This is a genomic window from Pseudomonas berkeleyensis (assembly GCF_014109765.1).
GTDB lineage: Bacteria > Pseudomonadota > Gammaproteobacteria > Pseudomonadales > Pseudomonadaceae > Aquipseudomonas > Aquipseudomonas berkeleyensis.
In genome coordinates this window covers 3,484,816-3,503,646 of sequence record NZ_CP059139.1, presented here as the reverse complement: position 1 = coordinate 3,503,646, position 18,831 = coordinate 3,484,816, and the positions used below count along the sequence as shown (strand labels likewise).

Here is an 18,831-nt window from a genome sequence, read left to right as displayed (position 1 = left end):
GGTCGCTGCTGCCAGGCATAGAAGCCGCTGCGCGACACCCGCAGCAGACGACACAGCGGCGCTACGGGATAACGACCGGTCAGCGCCTCAATGGCGCGGAACTTAACTTCGCAGGCTGCGAGAAGATGGCGAGTGCCTTTTTTAAAACATCGCGCACCATGGCGACCTGAGCCAGTTGCTGGCGTAGCCGGCGCAGCTCTGCACTCTCGCCATCACCTTGCTGTTCGAACTGGCGCTTCCATTTGCCCAACAGGCTTTCAGCGATGTCCTGCGTCTCGGCTACATGACGAAGCGGCTCGCCGGCAAGCATTTGGTCTACCGCCTCGCGTTTGAAAGATTCGGGAAAACATCGTCTGGTCTGGGTCATGAACACTCCTTGCGGCGGACATTATCCACCTTAAGTCAGTGTCCACTCTGCCTGGGACAGACCAGTTAAAACATAGGTTGGCGTTGGTTGCGCGCTCTGTTGGTGGGCTGAAGCGGATCGCCGCCCTGCCCACCCTACGCGAGATCGGGCTCAGTCCCAGCCTTTTGGGCATTGCACGCAGCCGGGCATGTTGGCGTCCTGGAAGTTGCCGAAGCGGGTGCGGGCACCGGTGAGGTTGGCGTTCTCCAGGTTGGAGCCGCCGAGCTTCACTTCCTGCAGGTTGGCATCTTCCAGATGCGCGCCCTTGAGGTCGGCTTTGCTCAGCCAGGTCATTTCCAGGTTGGAAGCTTGCAGTTGGACGTTGTGCAGCTTGGCACCGGAAAGACGGGCGAATTCCAGGTTTGCGGCGCGCATGTCGGCACCTTCGAATTCGGCAGCCTGGGCGAACAGCCCCCAGCCGCTGATGGCCACCAGGCTGGCGCCGGAGAGGTCGGCCAGGCGCAGGTTGCTTTGTTGCAGGCTGGCGCGGGTGAGGTTGGCGCCACGCAGCTTGGCTTTTTCCAGGTTGGCCAGGTCGAGGTTGACGTGGCGCAGGTCGGCGCCGGAAAGGTCGGCACCGGCAAGATCCATGCGGCGCATATCCAGGTTACGCAGGTCGGCGCCACGCAGGTTGGCGTTGGGGCATTTGCTGTCGGGTTCGATGCGGCAGCCATTGATCTGCGGCACGCCGTCGTTCGGAGTTTCGGCGCCAATGGCGTGGCTGCCGAGTACCAGCAGCACGACTGGAATCAGCAGGGGTAGATAGTTCATGGCGAGTCCTCGGTGTGATGACCTGATTCGCTTCGCGGCTTTAGCCGCTCCCACGGGAAGACGATGGGGCGTCTGGGTAGGGTGCGCCGTGCGCACTACTAGGGCAGCGCAGATGGCGAGATGGAAACGCGAAAAGCTGGTGCGTATGGCGCACCCTAGGGTGCGCCATACGTTCAGCCATTAGCGTTTGGCGGTGGTCTTGTCCCAGCTCGGCAGCTTGAACACCCAGAAGGAACCACCCTGGGCGACCGGCTTGGTCAACTCGGCCATGTCGCCGCCCCACAGCGGTACGGCGCCGCCGTATCCGGCAGTCACGCCGATGTACTGCTCACCGTCCTGTTCCCAGGTGATGGGCGGGGAGATGATCCCGGTGCCGACCTGGAACTTCCACAGCTCCTTGCCGTTCTTGGCGTCGAAGGCCTTGAAGTAGCCGTCGCCGGTACCGGTGAACACCAGGTTGCCCTTGGTGGCGAGCACGCCGGCCCACAGCGGCAGGCGCTCCTTGTGTTCCCAGGCCACCTTGCCGGTGGTCGGGTTCATCGCGCGCAGGATGCCGACGTGGTCGTCGAACAGGCGCTTGATGCGGAAGCCCATGCCCAGGTAGGCGGAGCCTTTCTTGTAGTGCGCTTCCTCGGCCCAGTAGTCCTCTTTCCAGTGGTTGGCCGGAACGTAGAACAGGCCGGTGTCCTGGCTGTAGGCCATCGGGTTCCAGTTCTTGCCACCGAGGAACGGCGGGGAGACTTCGACCACTTCACCCTTGCTTTCGCCGGGCTTGGGCTTGGGCGGACGCTGGCCTTCGTTTTCTACCGGGCGACCGGTTTCCAGGTCGATATGGCTGGCCCAGGTGATCTTGTCGACGAAGGGGAAGGCGTTTTTCAGCTTGCCGTTGGCGCGATCGACCACATAGAAGAAGCCGTTGCGGTCGGCGTGAGCGGTGGCCTTGGTGACCTTGCCGTCCTTGTCCTTGTAGTCGAACAGCACCAGCTCGTTGTTGCCGGAGAAGTCCCAGGCATCGTTCGGGGTGTGCTGGTAGAACCACTTCACTTCTCCGGTGGTCGGGTCGACGCCAACCTGGCCGGAGGTGTACAGGCTGTCGTAGTCCTTGGGATTGCCTCCGTCGGCGGTACGTGCCCAGCCGTTCCACGGCGCCGGGTTGCCAGCCCCGATGATGATGGTGTTGGTTTCGGCATCGAAGCTGGCGCTCTGCCACGGGGCGCCACCGCCCTGGCTCCAGGCTTCCTTCTTGCCGGTCGGGTGGTTGGGATCATCCGGCCAGCTCGGTGCTTTCACGTCGCCGGTCGGCGTGCTGTCCTTGCCGTTCAGGCGGCCCATGTGGCCTTCGACGAACGGACGCATCCAGACCTCTTCGCCGGTGTCCGGGTCGCGGGCGAACAGGCGGCCGACCACGCCGAATTCGTCGCCGGAGCTGCCGTGGATCAGCAGCACTTTGCCGGTCTTGCCGTCTTTGACGATGGTCGGTGCGCCGGTCATGGTGTAGCCGGCGGAGTGATCACCGAATTTCTTGTTCCAGACGACCTTGCCGGTGTCCTTGTTCAGCGCCACGACACGGGCGTCGAGGGTGCCAACGTAGATCTTGTCGCCATAGATGGCGGCGCCGCGGTTGACCACGTCGCAGCACGGACGGATGTCATCGGGCAGGCGATGGCTGTAGGTCCACAGGCGTTTGCCAGTCTTGGCGTCGAGGGCGAATACCCGCGAGTAGGAGCCGGTCACATAGACCACGCCGTCATGGATGATGGCCTGGGATTCCTGGCCGCGCTGCTTCTCGTCACCGAAGGAATAGCTCCACGCCGGGGTGAGCTTGAACACGTTCTCGGCGTTCACCTGGGCCAGCGGGCTCCAGCGTTGGGCATTGGTGCCCATGCCGTACTGCAGCACGTTGTTGGTAGTGGTGTGGTCGTTGGCAATGTCTTCCCAGGTGACCGGCTTGGCGGACGCGCCCTGGCTCAGTGCCAGGCCGCCGGCCAGCATCAATGCAAGCGCCAGGGGACGCGGGGTGCTGGGTAGGTTTCTTGTTGTCATCGTTGTGCTTCCCATTGGAGGTGGTAGGTCGCTGCCGGGCCTCTCTACGAACTGTCTGCGTGTCATCGCTGACGTTTTAGAGATGCCCTGCAGTGGCAAGCCGATGGTGGAATCCGGCCGCTTCGGCGCCTACGGAAAAACTCCCGCCTTTGCCGGGAGGATTTCCCGGTCGGGCCATGACTTGGCCTTGCTGCCAAGGCATCGACAAAACCCCCACCCAAGCCCTACTACCAAGGGACTAGAGCGCGACCACCAAAGCAGCATTCGGCGCTTTGCGCGGCCTTTCTAAGATGGTCGCCACGAGCTCTGTATGGGCTGTCTTGCGTGCATTAGATGAGGTCCTAGCCATGAATAAGAAGATCCAAACCACCTTGGCGCTGGTGTTGCTCGCCGCGTCGACCACTCTCTGGGCGCACGGTGACGTGGTTCCGCAAGCGGTCAATACCGACGGCCTGGAGCCGCTGGGTGAGGAATGGCTGGACGAGAACCCCTACCGTGGCAACCCGCGTGCCATCGAAATCGGTTCCTCGGCTTACAACCAGAACTGCGCTGCCTGTCATGGCCTGGAAGCCAAATCTGGTGGTATTGCCCCGGATTTGCGTCTGCTGGAGCCGGGTGCCATGGGTGACGAATGGTTCAAGGAGCGGGTGATCAACGGTGCGGTGCGTGATGGCCGCGTGTACATGCCGAAGATGGCCAACTTCCTCAGTCAGGAAGCGCTGTGGGCGGTACGCAGCTATCTGGAGAGCGTGCACGTCGAGGAGTGAGGCTCGATGATAAATCTGCTGCGCTTGGCATCTCGCGCTCCGGCGGTGCTCGCAATGCTCATGCACTTCAATGCATTCCGCTTGCTGCGCGCACGCCCCGCGCGACCTGTCATCGCTCGCGACGATTGCTTCACCAGCTCTCGCGCCATGCGCCGGCTGCTCCTGTTATGCAGCCTGCTGCTGTGCCTGGGTACCGCCCAGGCACAGGTGCGCGACTTCGACCGCATCACCGAGTCGGGCACCCTGCGAGTGGCGCTCTACCAGAACTTCCCGCCGTACAGCTACGAACAGGACGGCCAGCCGCGTGGCGTCGACTACGAACTGGCCAAGGCGTTGGCCGAAGGGCTCGGCCTGAAGCTGGAGCTGATCTGGGCACCGCCGGGTGAAAAACTCGATGATGACCTGCGCGACTACATCTGGCGTGGTCGGGTGACCGCGCAGGGGCAGTTGGCCGATCTGATGCTGCGCGTGCCTTACGACCGCGACTATGCGCAGATGCGCAACGAGCTGGGTGAGCTGGTCAACGAGCGCGTGGTGATGTTCGGCCCCTATCAGCGCGAGCGCTGGCAGTTGGCGTTCGATCGCCGTCGCCTGCCCGAGGTGCCGAGCATTGTTGCGCTTCGCCAACACCCGGTCGGGGTGGAAGTGGAGAGTGTGCCGTCGTTCTATCTGAGCTCGGTACAGGGCGGCATGCTCAGCAAGGAAACCCGTCATTACCCGACGCCTGAACTGGCCTTTGCTGCCATGCGCGGCGGCGAGGTGGATGCGGTGATGGCGCTGCGTGGCGAGGTGGACTGGCTGGTGCATGAGGCCGATGACCCGCAACTGGCGCTGGCGGAGAACGCTTATCCGGACATGGGCCGACAGATCTGGGAGATCGGCATGGCGGTGCACGAGACCAATCGGCAACTGGCCTATGCCCTGGAAGAACAGCTGGAAACCCTGATTCTCGACGGCTCGCTCGAACGCCTGTATGCGCGTTATGGCCTGCGTTACGAGAAGCCTGAACAATACCAATAGGGTGCCTCTAAAAACGTAGGCGAGGCAGGCAGCGCAAGGCAAAGACAGGCGAAAAAGCGCAGTTTACAAGCTGTAAATGAGCATTTTGAGCCTGTCTTTAACGCAGCGATGGCAACGCAGGTAGTTTTTAGAGGTACCCGATAGCGGTTTCAGCCGCAGCGGAGGTGAACGATGGATTGGCGTAGCCTGATGTTGCTGGCCCTGTTTGCCTGGGCCTGGGAGGCGCGGGCAGCCGCGCCCGATCCAGTCACCTCGGTGATGTGGGACTACTACCACCAGCGTCTGCTGAACGGTGAGGCCTTCGTCTTCGACGACAAGATTCGTCTCGAGGTGCCGCCTTTTGCCGAGGATGCGCGCCAGGTGCCGATTCAGATCGACGCCAGCGCCTACCGCGGCAAGGTCAAGCGCATCCTGGCCTGGGCTGAGCTCAATCCGATCCCTCGTATTCTCGATTTCGCCCCCGGCGAGCAACTGGAGCCGAGCCTGGCCATTCGCATTCGTGTCGAGCAGGCCACGCCGATTCGCGCGGCGGTGCTGACCGACGATGGCGTCTGGCATATCGGTTCGGCGCGGGTGGAGGCGGCTGGTGGCGGTTGTACCGCGCCCAGCGTGGTGCGCGCCGAAGCCGGCTGGGAGGAGCGCCTCGGTCAGGTGCTGGGCAAGCGCTTCGTGCGCGGCGAGGACAGCCGCCTGCGCCTGCAGGTATCGCACCCGATGGACAACGGCCTGATTGGCGGCATTCCCGAGTTCTACATCGAAGAGGCCGAGCTGCGCGGTGCCGACGGCCAGGTGTTGGGGCGAATCGAACTGTTCCCGGCGGTCAGCGAGAACCCGACGCTGACCTTCGACCTGCGTGGTGATCAGCACGCCGAGCTGTGGCTACGCGATAACAACGGCAACGAATTCCAGGCCGAGTTCTGAGAACCGGTCGGTAGGGTGCGCCGTGCGTACCCATTATTTCCAAGGCACTTCTGAACACGTAGGCGAGGCCGCCAGCGCGAGGCAGAACCAGGCGAAAAGTGGTCGGATTCACGCACGAGCTTGGTTTTAACGCAGCGCTGGCAACGCAGATGGTTCTTAGAGGTGCCCTCTAGGGGGCTTCCATGCGCTGGATACTATTGCTGACCTGCTTGCTCGCCAACCTGGCCCAGGCTGCGCTCGACTATCGGCTCGAACCCCGGCAGATTGCCGATGGCGTGTGGCTGGTGGAAGGCAGCACCGACAATTTCGCAGCGGACAACGGCGGCAACATCGTCAACGTGGGCTTTATCGAAACCGCTGACGGCGTGGTGGTGATCGATACCGGCCCGTCGCGCCGTTACGGCGAGGCACTGCGTCAGAGCATCGAGAAAGCCACTGGAAAACCGGTGGTACGCGTGCTGCTGACTCACCATCATCCAGATCACGTACTGGGCAACCAGGCCTTCGCTGGCGTGCCTATCGCCGCGCTGCCGGGCACCACCAAGCTGCTGGCCGAGCAGGGCGATGCCATGGCGGAGAACATGTACCGTCTGGTGGGCGACTGGATGCGCGGTACCGAGGTGGTGTTGCCCACGGAAGAGCTGCACGAAGGTGCGCTGGAGATTGGCGGCCGGCGCCTGCAGTTGCTGGCGCTACGTGGTCACACTGGCGCCGACCTGGCGATTCTCGATGAGCGCACGGGCGTACTGTTTGCCGGCGACATCCTGTTCTACCAGAGGGCGCTGACCACACCGAACAGCCCGGGGCTGGATGTGTGGTTGGCCGATCTGGATCGCCTCGAAGCGATGCCGTGGAAGCAGATCGTGCCTGGCCATGGCCCGGTGACCACGGATGCTGCGCCTTTCGCGCAGATGCGTGATTACCTGGGCTGGCTCGATGGGCTGCTGCGCCAGGGCGCGGAGCAGGGGGCGGAGATGAACGAGCTGATCCGCGCGCCGATTCCCGAGCGGTTCGCCCAGGTCAATTTGTCGCGTTATGAGTTGATCCGCAGCGTCAGCCATCTCTACCCGAGCTACGAGCGCAGCGCGATGGGGCGGGTGGATCGTTAACCTTCGAGGCTTGAGGGGGGGCCGGTGCGCACGGCGCACCCTACGACGAGTGATCGCCGGCCCGTAGGGTGCGCCGCGCGCACCGAATGTGACGTGATGGCTTGATTTGCTGCGTCAGCCGAGTAGGGCGTACCGGGCTGCGATCCGTTCGCGAAGCAGTACGCCGGGATCTGTGAGCCCCCGAAAATTGGTGGACTGTTCGCTGCGCTCCTGAGTCCACCCTACAGCCTGCATTACGAGCGGTCGGCGTTCCGATCCACCCTACAACCTAGAACTCTTCATCGTCACGAATCAGCACGTAATGGCGGCCGTGCTCGGTTTCTTCGTGGTCGTAGACGTAATACATCACCACTTCGCCCGGGCTCGCCTGCACGGCCACGTAGTCACCGCTGTCGGCCATGAAGAATGCCTTTGTCGCAGGTTTGGCCTCGCACTCGATATGCGCGGTGACGAAATGCTTGGGATCCTCTTCGCCGAAGTAGTCTTCACGCTGGTGCGCATCCCAGTCGATGGGCGGCTCGAAGGCGCCGGTGAAGAGAACCTTGGCGTCACCCAGATCCTGCTCTTCGGCGTCCGGATCCTGCTCGTCGGGGCGATAGACCGTGCAGTCCAGCGCATCGGGATGATTGAGGGTTTCCTGGCGAGGATGGGGCACGGGCGTCTCCGATCAATGTGTACGAGCGGCCAAGTTTCGGGCAAAGCGCTGGCCGCCGCAATCGCCGTAGCATCTGCCCGGCATGGCTGCTGGCGAAGGCTTACCAGGCCGTTGAAAAACTACCTACGTTGCCATCGCGGCGTTAAAAACAGGCTCGTGCGCGAGTCCGATCAAAATGCTCATTTAGAACACCTAAACTGCGCTTTTTCGCCTGTTTTTGCGGGGCCGCCATCGGTATTGCGCTGGCTGCCTCGCCTACGTTTTTCAACGGCCTGCTACTGCAGGCTGAGGACTTCGCCTCTTTCCTGAATCCACTCGTCATGGCTCGGTGCGGCCTGTTCGCCGCTCATGCGGTGGATGATCTCGAAGTAATGTTGCTTGAGCGTGTCACGCATGATCTGTTCGCGCTTGCGCACGCGTACGGCGTAGATGCTCTGCAGGTTCTGGTGGTCGAAGCCGCGCCATTGCTGTTCGTCCTTGAGCAACTGGTAACGGTGATCTTCGAGGGCCGCGATAAGGGCTTCGCTGTCGGTGCTGGCGCTGCGTCGTACGGCATCGGCCCACTGTTGAACGACGGTGTAGGCGGAGGCGGCGGTGGCACCTGGGTATTCCTTGTGCGCGTCGAGGTAACGCTCGACGAATTGCTGGCCTTCGCTGCTGTTTTCCAGTTTGGGCGTATCCCATGTCCAGGTTTCGGTGCCGATCACGTCTTCCATCACTTGCGGGCCGACCTGTTGTACCAGGCTCTTGGTCAGGTTCGGCACGATGATCTGCATGCGCTGCTTGAGGCCCATGTTGTGGGCCATGCGCATGCTGCGCTGCAGGTTGTCGCCGAGCAGGGCCAAGACCAGCACGTCGGCGCCGCTGGCGGCAGCCTTGTCCAGGGCTGCTCGGTATTGCTCGCGGCGCACTGGGCCTTGGGGCAGGGCGCTGCGGCCATGGCGCGCGCGATCAGCGCTGCCGGTGGCCAGGCGCAGGGTCTGCTCGATGCTGCAGCCCCAGGCATCGTCGATGAGGATGTAGTGATAGCGCTGGCGTGGCAGGTGCCAGGACAGGTATTCGCCGAGCACCCGCGCGCTCATCCAGGCACTGCTGGACTCGCGAAACAGATAGCGTTGCCCGGCCTGGCCGGTGACCTCGTTGGCGTAACCCAGCGTGGCGAAGTACAGCAGACCTAGCTCGCGGGCACGTTGCCCGGCAGCGATGGCTTCTTCGCTGGTGGCGCCGCCGAAGACCATGCGTGCGCCCTGGCTGGCGAAGTGCTCGACGTTGCGTGTGGCTTGGGCTGCGTCGGAGTCGGTGTTCTCGCTGAGCAGATCCAGCGGCTGGCCGAGCAGGCCGCCTTGCTGGTTGATCATTTCTACGGCGAGCAGGGCGCCGCGGCGCAGCTCCAGGCCTTCATCCTTGTAGTTGCCGGTACGTGGGTAGTTGAGGCCGATCTTCAGACTTTCGGCTTGCGCCTGGCCCCATAGCGCTGCCAGCAGCAAGGCGATCAGAACACGTCCCATGGGCATTCTCCTTGTAGGTTGGGAGGTGCCTTTCTACGGGGCGGGATGCCCGTTAACCATGGGCTTTTGGTGCCGTCCGGCTGCTACTTGCGGTGCCTGTTCAAGGCTGTTGGGCCGTCGGCAGCAGTGCAGGTATTGCTACCAAGGAACGAGAAAAATCGGCTGGGGGTGCAATTGTTGACGTGACGGGGTGAGCCAAGAATTTGCGGCAGACCGGGAAATTTTCCCGGCAATAACAATGAACCCGCAGAGGTAGCCGCAATGAAACACACCGGTCTTCGCCAGCCCTTATTCCTCACCGCGCTGTGCGCGGCAATGCTGATGCCATCCGCCGCCGCGCTGGCGGTCACCGATGCCGAGATTCTCAAGGACGCCACCACCACCGACCAGATCGTCACCAACGGCCTGGGTCTGCAGGGCCAGCGCTACAGCCCGCTGAGCATCCTCAACGACAAGAACGTCAAGGAGTTGCGCCCGGTCTGGACCATGTCCTTCGGTGGCGAGAAGCAGCGCGGCCAGCAGGCCCAGCCGATGATCAAGGACGGCGTGATGTACGTCACCGCCTCCTACTCGCGGGTGTTCGCCGTCGATGCGCGTACCGGTCGTGAACTGTGGCAGTACGAAGCGCGCCTGCCGGATGACATCCGTCCCTGCTGCGACGTGATCAACCGTGGCGTTGCGCTGTACGACGATCTGGTGATCTTCGGCACCCTCGATGCCAAGCTGGTGGCGCTGAACAAGGACACCGGCAAGGTGGTCTGGCGCAAGAACGTCGCCGACCACAAGGCGGGTTACTCCATCACCGCAGCGCCGCTGGTGGTCAACGGCAAGCTGATCACCGGGGTCTCCGGTGGCGAGTTCGGCGTGGTCGGTAAGGTCGAGGCCTATGATCCGAAGAACGGTGAGCTGCTGTGGAGTCGCCCGACCGTCGAAGGTCACATGGGCTACGTCTACAAGGACGGCAAGGCCATCGAGAACGGCATAAGTGGTGGCGAGGCCGGCAAAACCTGGCCGGGCGACCTGTGGAAGACCGGTGGCGCCGCGCCCTGGCTGGGCGGTTACTACGACGCCGACACCAATCTGCTGTTCTTCGGCACCGGTAACCCGGCACCGTGGAACTCACACCTGCGCCCTGGCGACAACCTCTATTCGTCCTCGCGCCTGGCGCTCAACCCGGATGACGGCACCATCAAGTGGCACTTCCAGACCACGCCGCACGACGGTTGGGACTTCGACGGCGTCAACGAGCTGATCTCCTTCGACTACCAGGAAGGCGGCAAGACCGTGAAGGCGGCGGCCACCGCTGACCGTAACGGCTTCTTCTATGTACTCGATCGCACCAACGGCAAGTTCATTCGTGGCTTCCCCTTCGTCGACAAGATCACCTGGGCCAAGGGCCTGGACAAGAATGGCCGTCCGATCTATGACGACAGCAACCGTCCTGGCTCGCCAAGCGCGGCGGAGAAGGGCAAGAGCGTGTTCTCCGCGCCGGCCTTCCTCGGTGCGAAGAACTGGATGCCGATGGCCTACAGCCAGGACACTGGTCTGTTCTACGTGCCGTCCAACGAGTGGGGCATGGACATCTGGAACGAGGACATCGCCTACAAGAAAGGTGCGGCCTACCTCGGTGCTGGTTTCACCATCAAGCCGCTGAACGAGGAGTACATCGGCGTGCTGCGCGCCATCGATCCGAAGACCGGCAAGGAAGTCTGGCGCCATAAGAACTACGCGCCGCTGTGGGGCGGGGTACTGACCACCAAGGGCAACCTGGTGTTCACCGGCAACCCGGAAGGCTACCTGCAAGCCTTCAACGCCAAGACTGGCGAGAAGGTCTGGGAATTCCAGACCGGTTCCGGTGTGATCGGCTCGCCCGTGACCTGGGAAATGGATGGCGAGCAGTACGTTTCGGTGCTGTCCGGCTGGGGTGGTGCGGTACCGCTGTGGGGTGGCGAAGTGGCCAAGCGCGTCAAGCACCTGAACCAGGGCGGCATGCTGTGGACCTTCAAGCTGCCGAAGGAGCTGGTGGCCAAGCACTGATTGGCTGATGCATCAGACGATGGCCGGACTCTGTCCGGCCATCGTCGTTTCCGGCGCCCGCCAACCTGCAGTGAGCTGCTGCGAAATGCCACGGCGGAAATTTCGTGATTGGGAACGCAAGACGGGACGAACGGGTCTAGCCTTTAGCGTCCATAGCCTCTTATCTCGCTGCCAAAGGCCCGTGCCAGACCGCTCGCCGCTCTACTACCAAATGACGAGACGTTTTGTGCCATGGGCGCATACCGAGGTCGCCAGGGGCTTTCTAAGATCGAACCATGACTCGTTCCACCTATTGGGGGCGGGCTCCGACAACAAGAGAGGTCAGCATCATGATTTACGCGAATCCGGGTTCTGCAGGCGCCGTCATTACCCTCAAGCCGCGCTACGGCAACTACATCGGTGGCGAGTTCGTCGCCCCGCTCAGTGGCCAGTACTTCACCAACACCAGCCCGGTCGACGGCTCGGTGATCGCCGAATTCCCTCGCTCCAACGCCGCCGACATCGACAAGGCGCTGGACGCCGCGCATGCCGCCGCCGATGCCTGGGGCAAGACCTCGGTGCAGGAGCGTTCGCACATCCTGCTGAAGATCGCTGACCGCATCGAAGCCAACCTCGAACTGCTGGCCGTGGCCGAAACCTGGGACAACGGCAAGGCCGTGCGTGAGACGCTGAACGCTGACGTGCCGCTGGCCGCTGACCATTTCCGCTACTTCGCTGGCTGCATCCGCGCCCAGGAAGGCAGCACCGCCGAGATCAACGAAGGCACCGTGGCCTATCACTTCCACGAGCCGCTGGGCGTGGTCGGGCAGATCATCCCGTGGAACTTCCCGCTGCTGATGGCCGCCTGGAAACTGGCTCCGGCCCTGGCTGCCGGCAACGCTATCGTCCTCAAACCGGCCGAGCAGACGCCGCTGTCGATCACGCTCTTCGTCGAGCTGATCGGCGACCTGCTGCCGCCGGGCGTGCTCAACATCGTTCAGGGCTTCGGCCGCGAAGCCGGTGAGTCGCTGGCTACCAGCAAGCGCATCGCCAAGATCGCCTTCACCGGTTCGACTCCGGTGGGCTCGCACATCATGAAGTGCGCCGCCGAGAACATCATCCCGAGCACTGTCGAGCTGGGTGGCAAATCGCCGAACATCTTCTTCGCCGACATCATGAACGCCGAGCCGGCCTTCATCGAGAAAGCGGCCGAAGGCCTGGTGCTGGGCTTCTTCAACCAGGGTGAGGTGTGCACCTGCCCGTCGCGCGCATTGGTGCAGGAGTCGATCTACGATGCCTTCATGGTCGAAGTGCTGAAGAAGGTCAAACAGATCAAGCGTGGCAACCCGCTGGACACCGAGACCATGGTCGGCGCCCAGGCTTCGCAACAGCAGTACGACAAGATCCTCAGCTACCTCGAAATCGCTCAGCAGGAAGGCGCTCAGGTGCTCACCGGCGGTGCTGCCGAGCAGCTGCAAGGTGACCTGGCCAGCGGTTATTACATCCAGCCGACGCTGCTCAAGGGCACCAACAAGATGCGCGTGTTCCAGGAAGAAATCTTCGGCCCGGTGATCGGTGTGACCACCTTCAAGGACGAAGCCGAAGCCCTGGCGATTGCCAACGACACCGAGTTCGGCCTGGGCGCCGGCGTGTGGAGCCGCGACATGAACGTCGCCTACCGCATGGGCCGTGCGATCAAGGCTGGCCGCGTATGGACCAACTGCTACCACCTGTACCCGGCGCACGCCGCGTTCGGTGGCTACAAGAAATCAGGCGTTGGCCGCGAAACCCACAAGATGATGCTCGACCACTACCAGCAGACCAAGAACCTGCTGGTGAGCTACGACATCAATCCGCTGGGCTTCTTCTGATAGCCAGCACACGATCTGCTGCGCGTCGGCCCTACTGCGTTAGAAACAGGCTCGAAATGCTCATGTACAAAAGTACACTCCGCTTTCTCACCTGTTTCTGCCTTGTAGGTCTCTAGCTCGCAAGATCGTGAGCAGGCTCCGTATTAACCGCGGTGCGCTTGCTCCGGCGCGCCGCCTTTTGCCAGGCGAAGAACCCTACTTGGGTGGATCTGTGGGCAGCCATGGGCCTGAACGGCAGCAGATCCTTATCGCGACGCGGCTTCGGCCGCGTTTTTTATTGGTCGCTATCTTTGCTCGCTGGATTCACTCAATCGTTGCTGGAAATGTCATCCGAACCTTTCCGCTTGGTCATGTCCCAATACTAGGGAGGCGTTGCTGCTAGTAGGGTTTCGCGTGGCCGCCCAGGCTCATGCGCTACCTACCAATGCCAGCCAAATCTCCTCCCAAAGTACCATTTGGCCGCCTGCCTGGCGGGGGCTTAATGGAGTTGCCGGAATGCCCCGGCTCAATAAAAAGAGGATCGCACCATGTGGACTAAACCCGCCTACACCGATCTGCGTATTGGCTTCGAAGTGACGATGTATTTCGCCAATCGTTGATCGCTCCTGGCCCCGGCTCGTCCGGGGCATCCCGCTGGTGACTCCCATGCATATCCAGATTCTCGGCTCCGCCGCCGGTGGTGGTTTTCCGCAGTGGAACTGCAACTGCCGCAACTGTCGGGGCGTGCGAGCCGGCACCCTGCGCGCGCAGCCGCGTACGCAATCATCCATTGCCATTTCCGATGACGGTGAGCAGTGGATCCTGTGCAACGCCTCGCCGGACATTCGTGCGCAGATCGAGGCCTTCCCGGCACTGCAACCGGCACGCAAGCTACGCGATACGGCGATTGCCGGCATCGTCCTGCTCGATAGCCAGATCGACCACTGCACCGGCTTGCTGACCCTTCGTGAAGGCTGTCCGCACCAGGTCTGGTGTACTGAGATGGTGCATCAGGATCTGACTACCGGCTTTCCGCTGTTCAACATGCTCAGCCACTGGAATGGTGGCCTGCAGCATCAATTGATCGAACTCGCCGCCGAGCCGTTCAGCATTCCGGCCTGTCCGGCGCTGAGCATCACCGCCATCGCCCTGCGCAGCAGCGCGCCGCCTTATTCGCCACACCGTGGCAATCCGCATCCGGGCGACAACATCGGTCTGTTCATCGAGGATCGGCGCAGCGGCCGCAGCCTGTTCTACGCCCCCGGCCTCGGCCAGGTGGACGAGCACCTGCTGAGCTGGATGCGTCGCGCCGATTGCCTGCTGGTGGACGGCACGCTGTGGCGTGACGATGAGATGCGCGTGTGCGAGGTGGGCGACAAGCTCGGCAGCGAGATGGGGCATCTATGCCAGAGCGGCCCGGGCGGCATGATCGAGGTGCTCGACGCTCTACCGTCGGCACGCAAGATCCTCATTCATATCAACAACACCAACCCGATTCTCGACCTGGATTCGCCCGAGCGCGCCGAGCTGGACGCGCACGGCATCGAGGTCGCGTTCGATGGCATGAGCATCGTTTTGTAGGGTGTGCTGTGCGCACCGGGGAGTCTTGATGAGCCAACCTGCCATGAGCCCTGCCGAATTCGAGCAGGCACTGCGCGCCAAGGGCGCGCTGTACCACATTCATCATCCCTTCCATCGTGCCATGTACGAAGGGCGCGCCACCCGCGAGCAGATCCAGGGCTGGGTGGCCAATCGTTTCTACTACCAGGTCAACATCCCACTGAAGGATGCGGCGATCATGGCCAACTGCCCGGATCGCGAGACGCGCCGCGAGTGGATTCAACGCATCCTCGACCACGACGGTGCGCCAGGTGAGGAGGGCGGTATCGAGGCCTGGCTGCGCCTGGCCGAGTCGGTTGGCCTCAAGCGCGAGCAGGTGATGTCGCAGGAGCTGGTGCTGCCCGGCGTGCGCTTCGCTGTCGACGCCTACGTCAACTTCGCTCGCCGTGCCAGTTGGCAGGAAGCGGCCAGCAGTTCGCTGACCGAACTGTTCGCCCCGCAAATCCACCAGTCGCGCCTGGATGCCTGGCCGCAGCACTATCCGTGGATCGATGCCACCGGCTACGACTACTTCCGCAAGCGTCTGAAAGAAGCGCGCCGCGATGTCGAGCACGGCCTGCGCATCACCCTCGAGCACTACCGCACGCGCGAGTCACAGGAACGCATGCTGCAGATTCTGCAGTTCAAGCTGGACATCCTGTGGAGCATGCTCGACGCGATGAGCATGGCCTACGAGCTGCAACGCCCGCCGTATCACACGGTGACCGCCGAGCGTGTCTGGCATCGGGGGATCGCGCTATGAACCGCGATGTGTCGGTGCGCACGGCGCACCCTACAAAGGGCTCAACCCTAGGGTGCGCCGCGCGCACCAGTTTGGAGTCAGAAGCATGACCGCCGCTATCCTGCCCCATATTCCCGCCATCCGCCGCGGCTTCCGCCTGCAGTTCGAGCCGGCCCAGGGCTGCCACGTACTGCTCTACCCGGAGGGGATGATCAAGCTCAACGACAGTGCCAGCGAGATTCTCCAGCAGGTCGACGGCAAGCGTTCGGTGGCCGAGATCATCGGCAATCTGCACCAGCGCTTCCCTGATGTGCCCGGTATCGACGAAGACATCCTCGCCTTCATGGAGGTGGCCCATGCTCAGTTCTGGATCGAGCTTCGCTAAGGCCGGCCATGAAGCTGGGCCGCCGTTATGGCTCTTGGCTGAGCTGACTTACCGCTGCCCGCTGCAGTGCCCGTACTGCTCCAACCCGCTGGATTTCGCCCAGCAGGGCGCCGAGCTGTCGACCGCCGAGTGGATCGAGGTGTTTCGCCAGGCCCGTGAGCTGGGGGCAGCGCAGCTGGGCTTTTCCGGTGGCGAGCCGCTGGTACGCCAAGATCTGGCCGAGCTGATCGCCGCCGCGCGCGGGCTGGGCTACTACACCAATCTGATCACCTCCGGCATCGGCCTGACCGAGGCGCGTATCGCCGAGTTCGCCGATGCCGGGCTCGATCATATCCAGATCAGCTTCCAGGCCGCCGACGAGGAGGTGAACAACCTGCTGGCCGGTTCGAAGAAGGCCTTCGCGCAGAAGCTGGCCATGGCCCGTGCAGTCAAGGCACACGGTTACCCGATGGTGCTCAACTTCGTCACCCACCGGCATAACATCGACAATATCGAACGCATCATCGAGCTGTGCCTGGAGCTGGAAGCGGACTTCGTCGAGCTCGCCACCTGCCAGTTCTATGGCTGGGCCGAGCTCAACCGCGCAGGGCTCTTGCCGACCCGCGCGCAACTGGAGCGTGCCGAGCGCATCACCAACCAGTGGCGCGACAAGCTGGCGGCCGAGAACCACCCGTGCAAGCTGATCTTCGTCACCCCGGACTACTACGAGGAGCGCCCCAAGGCCTGCATGAACGGCTGGGGCAACCTGTTCCTCGACATCACCCCGGACGGCACGGCGTTACCATGCCACAGCGCGCGACAGCTGCCGGTGCAGTTTCCCAATGTGCGCGAGCACAGCATCGAGCATATCTGGCGGCATTCCTTCGGTTTCAACCGCTTCCGTGGTGACGACTGGATGCCCGAACCGTGCCGCTCCTGCGACGAGAAGCACAAGGACTTTGGCGGCTGCCGCTGCCAGGCCTTCATGCTCACCGGGGATGCCAGCGCGGCTGACCCGGTGTGTAGCAAATCGGCCCATCACGGTGTGATTATCGCGGCACGCCAGCAGGCTGACGACGCTCCGCTGGGCATGGACGCACTGCAATACCGCAACGAGAAGGCCTCACGAATCATATGCAAGGCCTGACCGATCCCGACGCGATCTGGAGTGCCGAGCAGGCTGCCGCGGCCAGCGCCGACTTCGCCGAACTGCACGCTGCCCATGGCGGCGTACTATGGGTAGCGTTCGATCCTGCTCTGGCGCGTTGCGGGCTGTTCTTCTGCCGTGACGGTATTGTCAGTGAACTAACGCCGTCGGGCTTCTCCGTGCGTAGCCGTGTCTATGAGTACGGTGGCGGCGCCTGCTGCGCCACGGAGCAGGGCGTGGCGTTCGTCAATGAGCGTGATCAGCAGGTCTATTGCACCGATATCGGCTTGGACGGCGGTGCGCACGGCGCACCCTACCTGCTCACCAGTCAGTCCCACTGCCGCTATAGCGACCTGGCATTCGTACTCGCCTGGCAGGCATTGCTGGCGGTGGAGGAAAGCCATGAGGGCGGCGCGGTGGTGCATCGTCTGGTGCGCATCGGCCTTACCGGTAAGCGCGATGTTCTGGTGGAGGGGGCCGATTTCTATGCGGCGCCGGTAGCCGACCCAAGCGGCCAGCGTCTGGCTTGGATCGAGTGGGATCGTCCGCATCAACCCTGGGTCGCCACGCGTCTTTGTCAGCGCGAGTCTGGCGAGCGTAGCTGGGTGTTGTCGGGTGAGGCGGGAGATCGATCCCTGCAGCAGCCGCGCTTCGATGCCCAGGGCCGGCTGTGGGTGTTGAGCGACAAGGCTGGTTGGTGGCAACCCGAGTGCGTCGATGGCGACACAACGCTGCACGTCGCGCCCTATGATCACGCGCCGGCGCCCTGGCAGCTGGGCAGTCGAACCTTTCTGCCGCTGGAAAACGGTGAACTGTTGCTGATCCGTTTCGAGGAGGGAGTAGGCCGTCTCGTAGGGTGCGCTGTGCGCACCGATGCTGCTGTCGGAATCAGTGGTGCGCCCAGCCTGGGCGGCCCCGTGACACCCTACTCAAAGGCAGAGCAGCGTTTGGCCGAAGGGTTTACGCGTTTCCGTAGCCTGGCTGCCGACAACGAGCATTTCTACTGCATCGCTGCCGCTCCTGATCGTCTGCCGGCGGTGCTCTCCATTCGCCGCAGCGATGGCGCATTGCAGGTGCTGGCAGGGGGTGAGCAGCCGCTGGCTGAAGCACAGCTATCACGGCCTCAGCCATTCAGCTGCACGGTGGGTGAGGACGAACATTGTCACGGCTTTTTCTACGCCCCCGTGTCGTCCGCAGAGCGCCCACCGCTGGTGATCTTCCTGCACGGCGGCCCGACCTCGGCCTGCTACCCGGTGTTCGATCCGCGTATCGCTTTCTGGACGTTACGCGGCTACGCCGTGCTCGATCTCAACTATCGCGGCAGCAGCGGCTATGGCCGTGCCTATCGTCTGCGCCTGGCAGGGCAGTGGGGCGAGCTGGAAGTGGAAGATATTCGCGCTGCCATCGACTCGCTCGCCAGCAATGGCTGTATCGACCCGCAGCGTGTATTCGTACGCGGTGGCAGCGCGGGTGGCTTCAGCGCGCTACGTGCACTGGTCGAGCTGCCGCAGCTACGCGGTGGTGCAAGCCTCTACGGTGTCAGCGACCCGCTGGCGCTGCGCCGGCTGACCCACAAGTTCGAGGCGGATTATCTCGACTGGTTGATCGGCGACCCCGAGCAGGATGCCGAGCGCTATCGAGAGCGCACGCCCTTGTTGCAGGCCGAACGGATCAAGGTACCGGTGATTTTTTTCCAGGGCGCGCTGGATGCCGTGGTGGTGCCTAGCCAGACCGAGGCCATGGTCGTGGCGCTGCGTCAGCGCGGTTTGCCGGTGGAATATCACCTGTTCGCCGAAGAACGCCATGGTTTCCGTCAAGCCGCCAATCTGGCCGAAGCGTTACGCGCCGAACATGCCTTTTATCAGTGTCTGCGCTGATCTCAGGTCGCATTGCATTAACCGGGTAATGCAGTA

General features: G+C 62.9%; 17 protein-coding genes. 12 read left to right on the top strand and 5 right to left on the bottom strand.

Annotated features, from left to right (window positions below; genetic code table 11):
- Positions 1-79: 79 nt before the first annotated feature.
- The 3 genes from HS968_RS16245 to exaA all read right to left on the bottom strand — a co-directional run bounded on the left by HS968_RS16245 (position 80) and on the right by exaA (position 3,220).
- Positions 80-367: a transposase gene (locus tag HS968_RS16245; RefSeq protein WP_182367169.1), complete on the bottom strand. Its 288-nt coding sequence runs from the start codon at positions 365-367 to the stop codon at positions 80-82.
- Between the two features lie 150 nt (positions 368-517).
- On the bottom strand, positions 518-1,177 hold the full coding sequence (locus HS968_RS16240) for a pentapeptide repeat-containing protein (RefSeq protein WP_119695129.1): 660 nt from the start codon (positions 1,175-1,177) through the stop codon (positions 518-520).
- A 180-nt stretch (positions 1,178-1,357) separates the two neighbouring features.
- Complete coding sequence (gene exaA, locus HS968_RS16235; protein ID WP_182367167.1) at positions 1,358-3,220, bottom strand: quinoprotein ethanol dehydrogenase; 1,863 nt, start codon at positions 3,218-3,220, stop codon at positions 1,358-1,360.
- 347 nt (positions 3,221-3,567) lie between these two features.
- Between exaA and pedF the strand changes: the two genes are divergently transcribed.
- The 4 genes from pedF (at position 3,568) to HS968_RS16215 (ending at position 7,037) form a co-directional block, all read left to right on the top strand.
- Positions 3,568-3,987 (top strand): cytochrome c-550 PedF, encoded by a 420-nt coding sequence (gene pedF / locus HS968_RS16230; RefSeq protein WP_106742511.1) that lies wholly within the window; start codon positions 3,568-3,570, stop codon positions 3,985-3,987.
- Between the two features lie 147 nt (positions 3,988-4,134).
- On the top strand, positions 4,135-5,007 hold the full coding sequence (locus HS968_RS16225; RefSeq protein ID WP_182367165.1) for a substrate-binding periplasmic protein: 873 nt from the start codon (positions 4,135-4,137) through the stop codon (positions 5,005-5,007).
- Positions 5,008-5,178: 171 nt separating this feature from the next.
- Positions 5,179-5,928, top strand: coding sequence for a quinoprotein dehydrogenase-associated SoxYZ-like carrier (locus HS968_RS16220; RefSeq protein WP_182367163.1), 750 nt, complete (start codon positions 5,179-5,181; stop codon positions 5,926-5,928).
- A gap of 182 nt (positions 5,929-6,110) precedes the next feature.
- Positions 6,111-7,037 (top strand): quinoprotein relay system zinc metallohydrolase 1, encoded by a 927-nt coding sequence (locus HS968_RS16215; RefSeq protein WP_182367161.1) that lies wholly within the window; start codon positions 6,111-6,113, stop codon positions 7,035-7,037.
- A 268-nt stretch (positions 7,038-7,305) separates the two neighbouring features.
- Here HS968_RS16215 and HS968_RS16210 read toward each other — a convergent pair whose 3' ends face one another.
- Positions 7,306-7,692, bottom strand: a complete 387-nt coding sequence (locus HS968_RS16210) for a hypothetical protein (RefSeq protein WP_182367159.1) — start codon at positions 7,690-7,692, stop codon at positions 7,306-7,308.
- Positions 7,693-7,967: 275 nt separating this feature from the next.
- Positions 7,968-9,200: an ABC transporter substrate-binding protein gene (locus tag HS968_RS16205; protein ID WP_182367157.1), complete on the bottom strand. Its 1,233-nt coding sequence runs from the start codon at positions 9,198-9,200 to the stop codon at positions 7,968-7,970.
- A 261-nt stretch (positions 9,201-9,461) separates the two neighbouring features.
- On the opposite strand from HS968_RS16205, the gene HS968_RS16200 reads away from it, so the two are divergent.
- The 8 genes from HS968_RS16200 (at position 9,462) to HS968_RS16165 (ending at position 18,795) form a co-directional block, all read left to right on the top strand.
- Positions 9,462-11,237 carry a methanol/ethanol family PQQ-dependent dehydrogenase gene (locus HS968_RS16200; RefSeq protein WP_179621809.1) on the top strand — a complete coding sequence of 592 codons (1,776 nt, stop codon included), beginning with the start codon at positions 9,462-9,464 and terminating at the stop codon, positions 11,235-11,237.
- Positions 11,238-11,566: 329 nt separating this feature from the next.
- Positions 11,567-13,087 (top strand): acetaldehyde dehydrogenase ExaC, encoded by a 1,521-nt coding sequence (gene exaC / locus HS968_RS16195; protein ID WP_182367155.1) that lies wholly within the window; start codon positions 11,567-11,569, stop codon positions 13,085-13,087.
- A 527-nt stretch (positions 13,088-13,614) separates the two neighbouring features.
- Positions 13,615-13,686: a pyrroloquinoline quinone precursor peptide PqqA gene (gene pqqA, locus HS968_RS16190; protein WP_003243383.1), complete on the top strand. Its 72-nt coding sequence runs from the start codon at positions 13,615-13,617 to the stop codon at positions 13,684-13,686.
- Between the two features lie 46 nt (positions 13,687-13,732).
- A complete protein-coding gene (gene pqqB / locus HS968_RS16185) occupies positions 13,733-14,647 on the top strand; it encodes a pyrroloquinoline quinone biosynthesis protein PqqB (protein ID WP_182367153.1) in 915 nt (304 codons plus the stop codon).
- A gap of 28 nt (positions 14,648-14,675) precedes the next feature.
- Entirely contained in the window at positions 14,676-15,428 is a 753-nt protein-coding gene (gene pqqC, locus HS968_RS16180; protein ID WP_182367151.1) for a pyrroloquinoline-quinone synthase PqqC, read from the top strand.
- A gap of 85 nt (positions 15,429-15,513) precedes the next feature.
- Positions 15,514-15,792 carry a pyrroloquinoline quinone biosynthesis peptide chaperone PqqD gene (gene pqqD, locus HS968_RS16175; RefSeq protein ID WP_106742490.1) on the top strand — a complete coding sequence of 93 codons (279 nt, stop codon included), beginning with the start codon at positions 15,514-15,516 and terminating at the stop codon, positions 15,790-15,792.
- Positions 15,764-16,918 carry a pyrroloquinoline quinone biosynthesis protein PqqE gene (gene pqqE, locus HS968_RS16170; RefSeq protein WP_179621806.1) on the top strand — a complete coding sequence of 385 codons (1,155 nt, stop codon included), beginning with the start codon at positions 15,764-15,766 and terminating at the stop codon, positions 16,916-16,918. Before pqqD ends, pqqE begins: the two co-directional genes overlap by 29 nt.
- Positions 16,906-18,795 carry an alpha/beta hydrolase family protein gene (locus HS968_RS16165; RefSeq protein ID WP_182367149.1) on the top strand — a complete coding sequence of 630 codons (1,890 nt, stop codon included), beginning with the start codon at positions 16,906-16,908 and terminating at the stop codon, positions 18,793-18,795. The genes pqqE and HS968_RS16165 overlap by 13 nt, the downstream gene beginning before the upstream one ends.
- Positions 18,796-18,831 lie beyond the last annotated feature (36 nt).

What these genes read in the sequence shown, in the direction of transcription:
- HS968_RS16245 (WP_182367169.1), bottom strand. Translation starts at nt 367, where the DNA reads ATGACCCAGACCAGACGATGTTTTCCCGAATCTTTCAAACGCGAGGCG.
- HS968_RS16240 (WP_119695129.1), bottom strand. Translation starts at nt 1,177, where the DNA reads ATGAACTATCTACCCCTGCTGATTCCAGTCGTGCTGCTGGTACTCGGC.
- exaA (WP_182367167.1), bottom strand. Translation starts at nt 3,220, where the DNA reads ATGACAACAAGAAACCTACCCAGCACCCCGCGTCCCCTGGCGCTTGCA.
- pedF (WP_106742511.1), top strand. Translation starts at nt 3,568, where the DNA reads ATGAATAAGAAGATCCAAACCACCTTGGCGCTGGTGTTGCTCGCCGCG.
- HS968_RS16225 (WP_182367165.1), top strand. Translation starts at nt 4,135, where the DNA reads ATGCGCCGGCTGCTCCTGTTATGCAGCCTGCTGCTGTGCCTGGGTACC.
- HS968_RS16220 (WP_182367163.1), top strand. Translation starts at nt 5,179, where the DNA reads ATGGATTGGCGTAGCCTGATGTTGCTGGCCCTGTTTGCCTGGGCCTGG.
- HS968_RS16215 (WP_182367161.1), top strand. Translation starts at nt 6,111, where the DNA reads ATGCGCTGGATACTATTGCTGACCTGCTTGCTCGCCAACCTGGCCCAG.
- HS968_RS16205 (WP_182367157.1), bottom strand. Translation starts at nt 9,200, where the DNA reads ATGGGACGTGTTCTGATCGCCTTGCTGCTGGCAGCGCTATGGGGCCAG.
- HS968_RS16200 (WP_179621809.1), top strand. Translation starts at nt 9,462, where the DNA reads ATGAAACACACCGGTCTTCGCCAGCCCTTATTCCTCACCGCGCTGTGC.
- exaC (WP_182367155.1), top strand. Translation starts at nt 11,567, where the DNA reads ATGATTTACGCGAATCCGGGTTCTGCAGGCGCCGTCATTACCCTCAAG.
- pqqB (WP_182367153.1), top strand. Translation starts at nt 13,733, where the DNA reads ATGCATATCCAGATTCTCGGCTCCGCCGCCGGTGGTGGTTTTCCGCAG.
- pqqC (WP_182367151.1), top strand. Translation starts at nt 14,676, where the DNA reads ATGAGCCAACCTGCCATGAGCCCTGCCGAATTCGAGCAGGCACTGCGC.
- pqqD (WP_106742490.1), top strand. Translation starts at nt 15,514, where the DNA reads ATGACCGCCGCTATCCTGCCCCATATTCCCGCCATCCGCCGCGGCTTC.
- pqqE (WP_179621806.1), top strand. Translation starts at nt 15,764, where the DNA reads ATGCTCAGTTCTGGATCGAGCTTCGCTAAGGCCGGCCATGAAGCTGGG.
- HS968_RS16165 (WP_182367149.1), top strand. Translation starts at nt 16,906, where the DNA reads ATGCAAGGCCTGACCGATCCCGACGCGATCTGGAGTGCCGAGCAGGCT.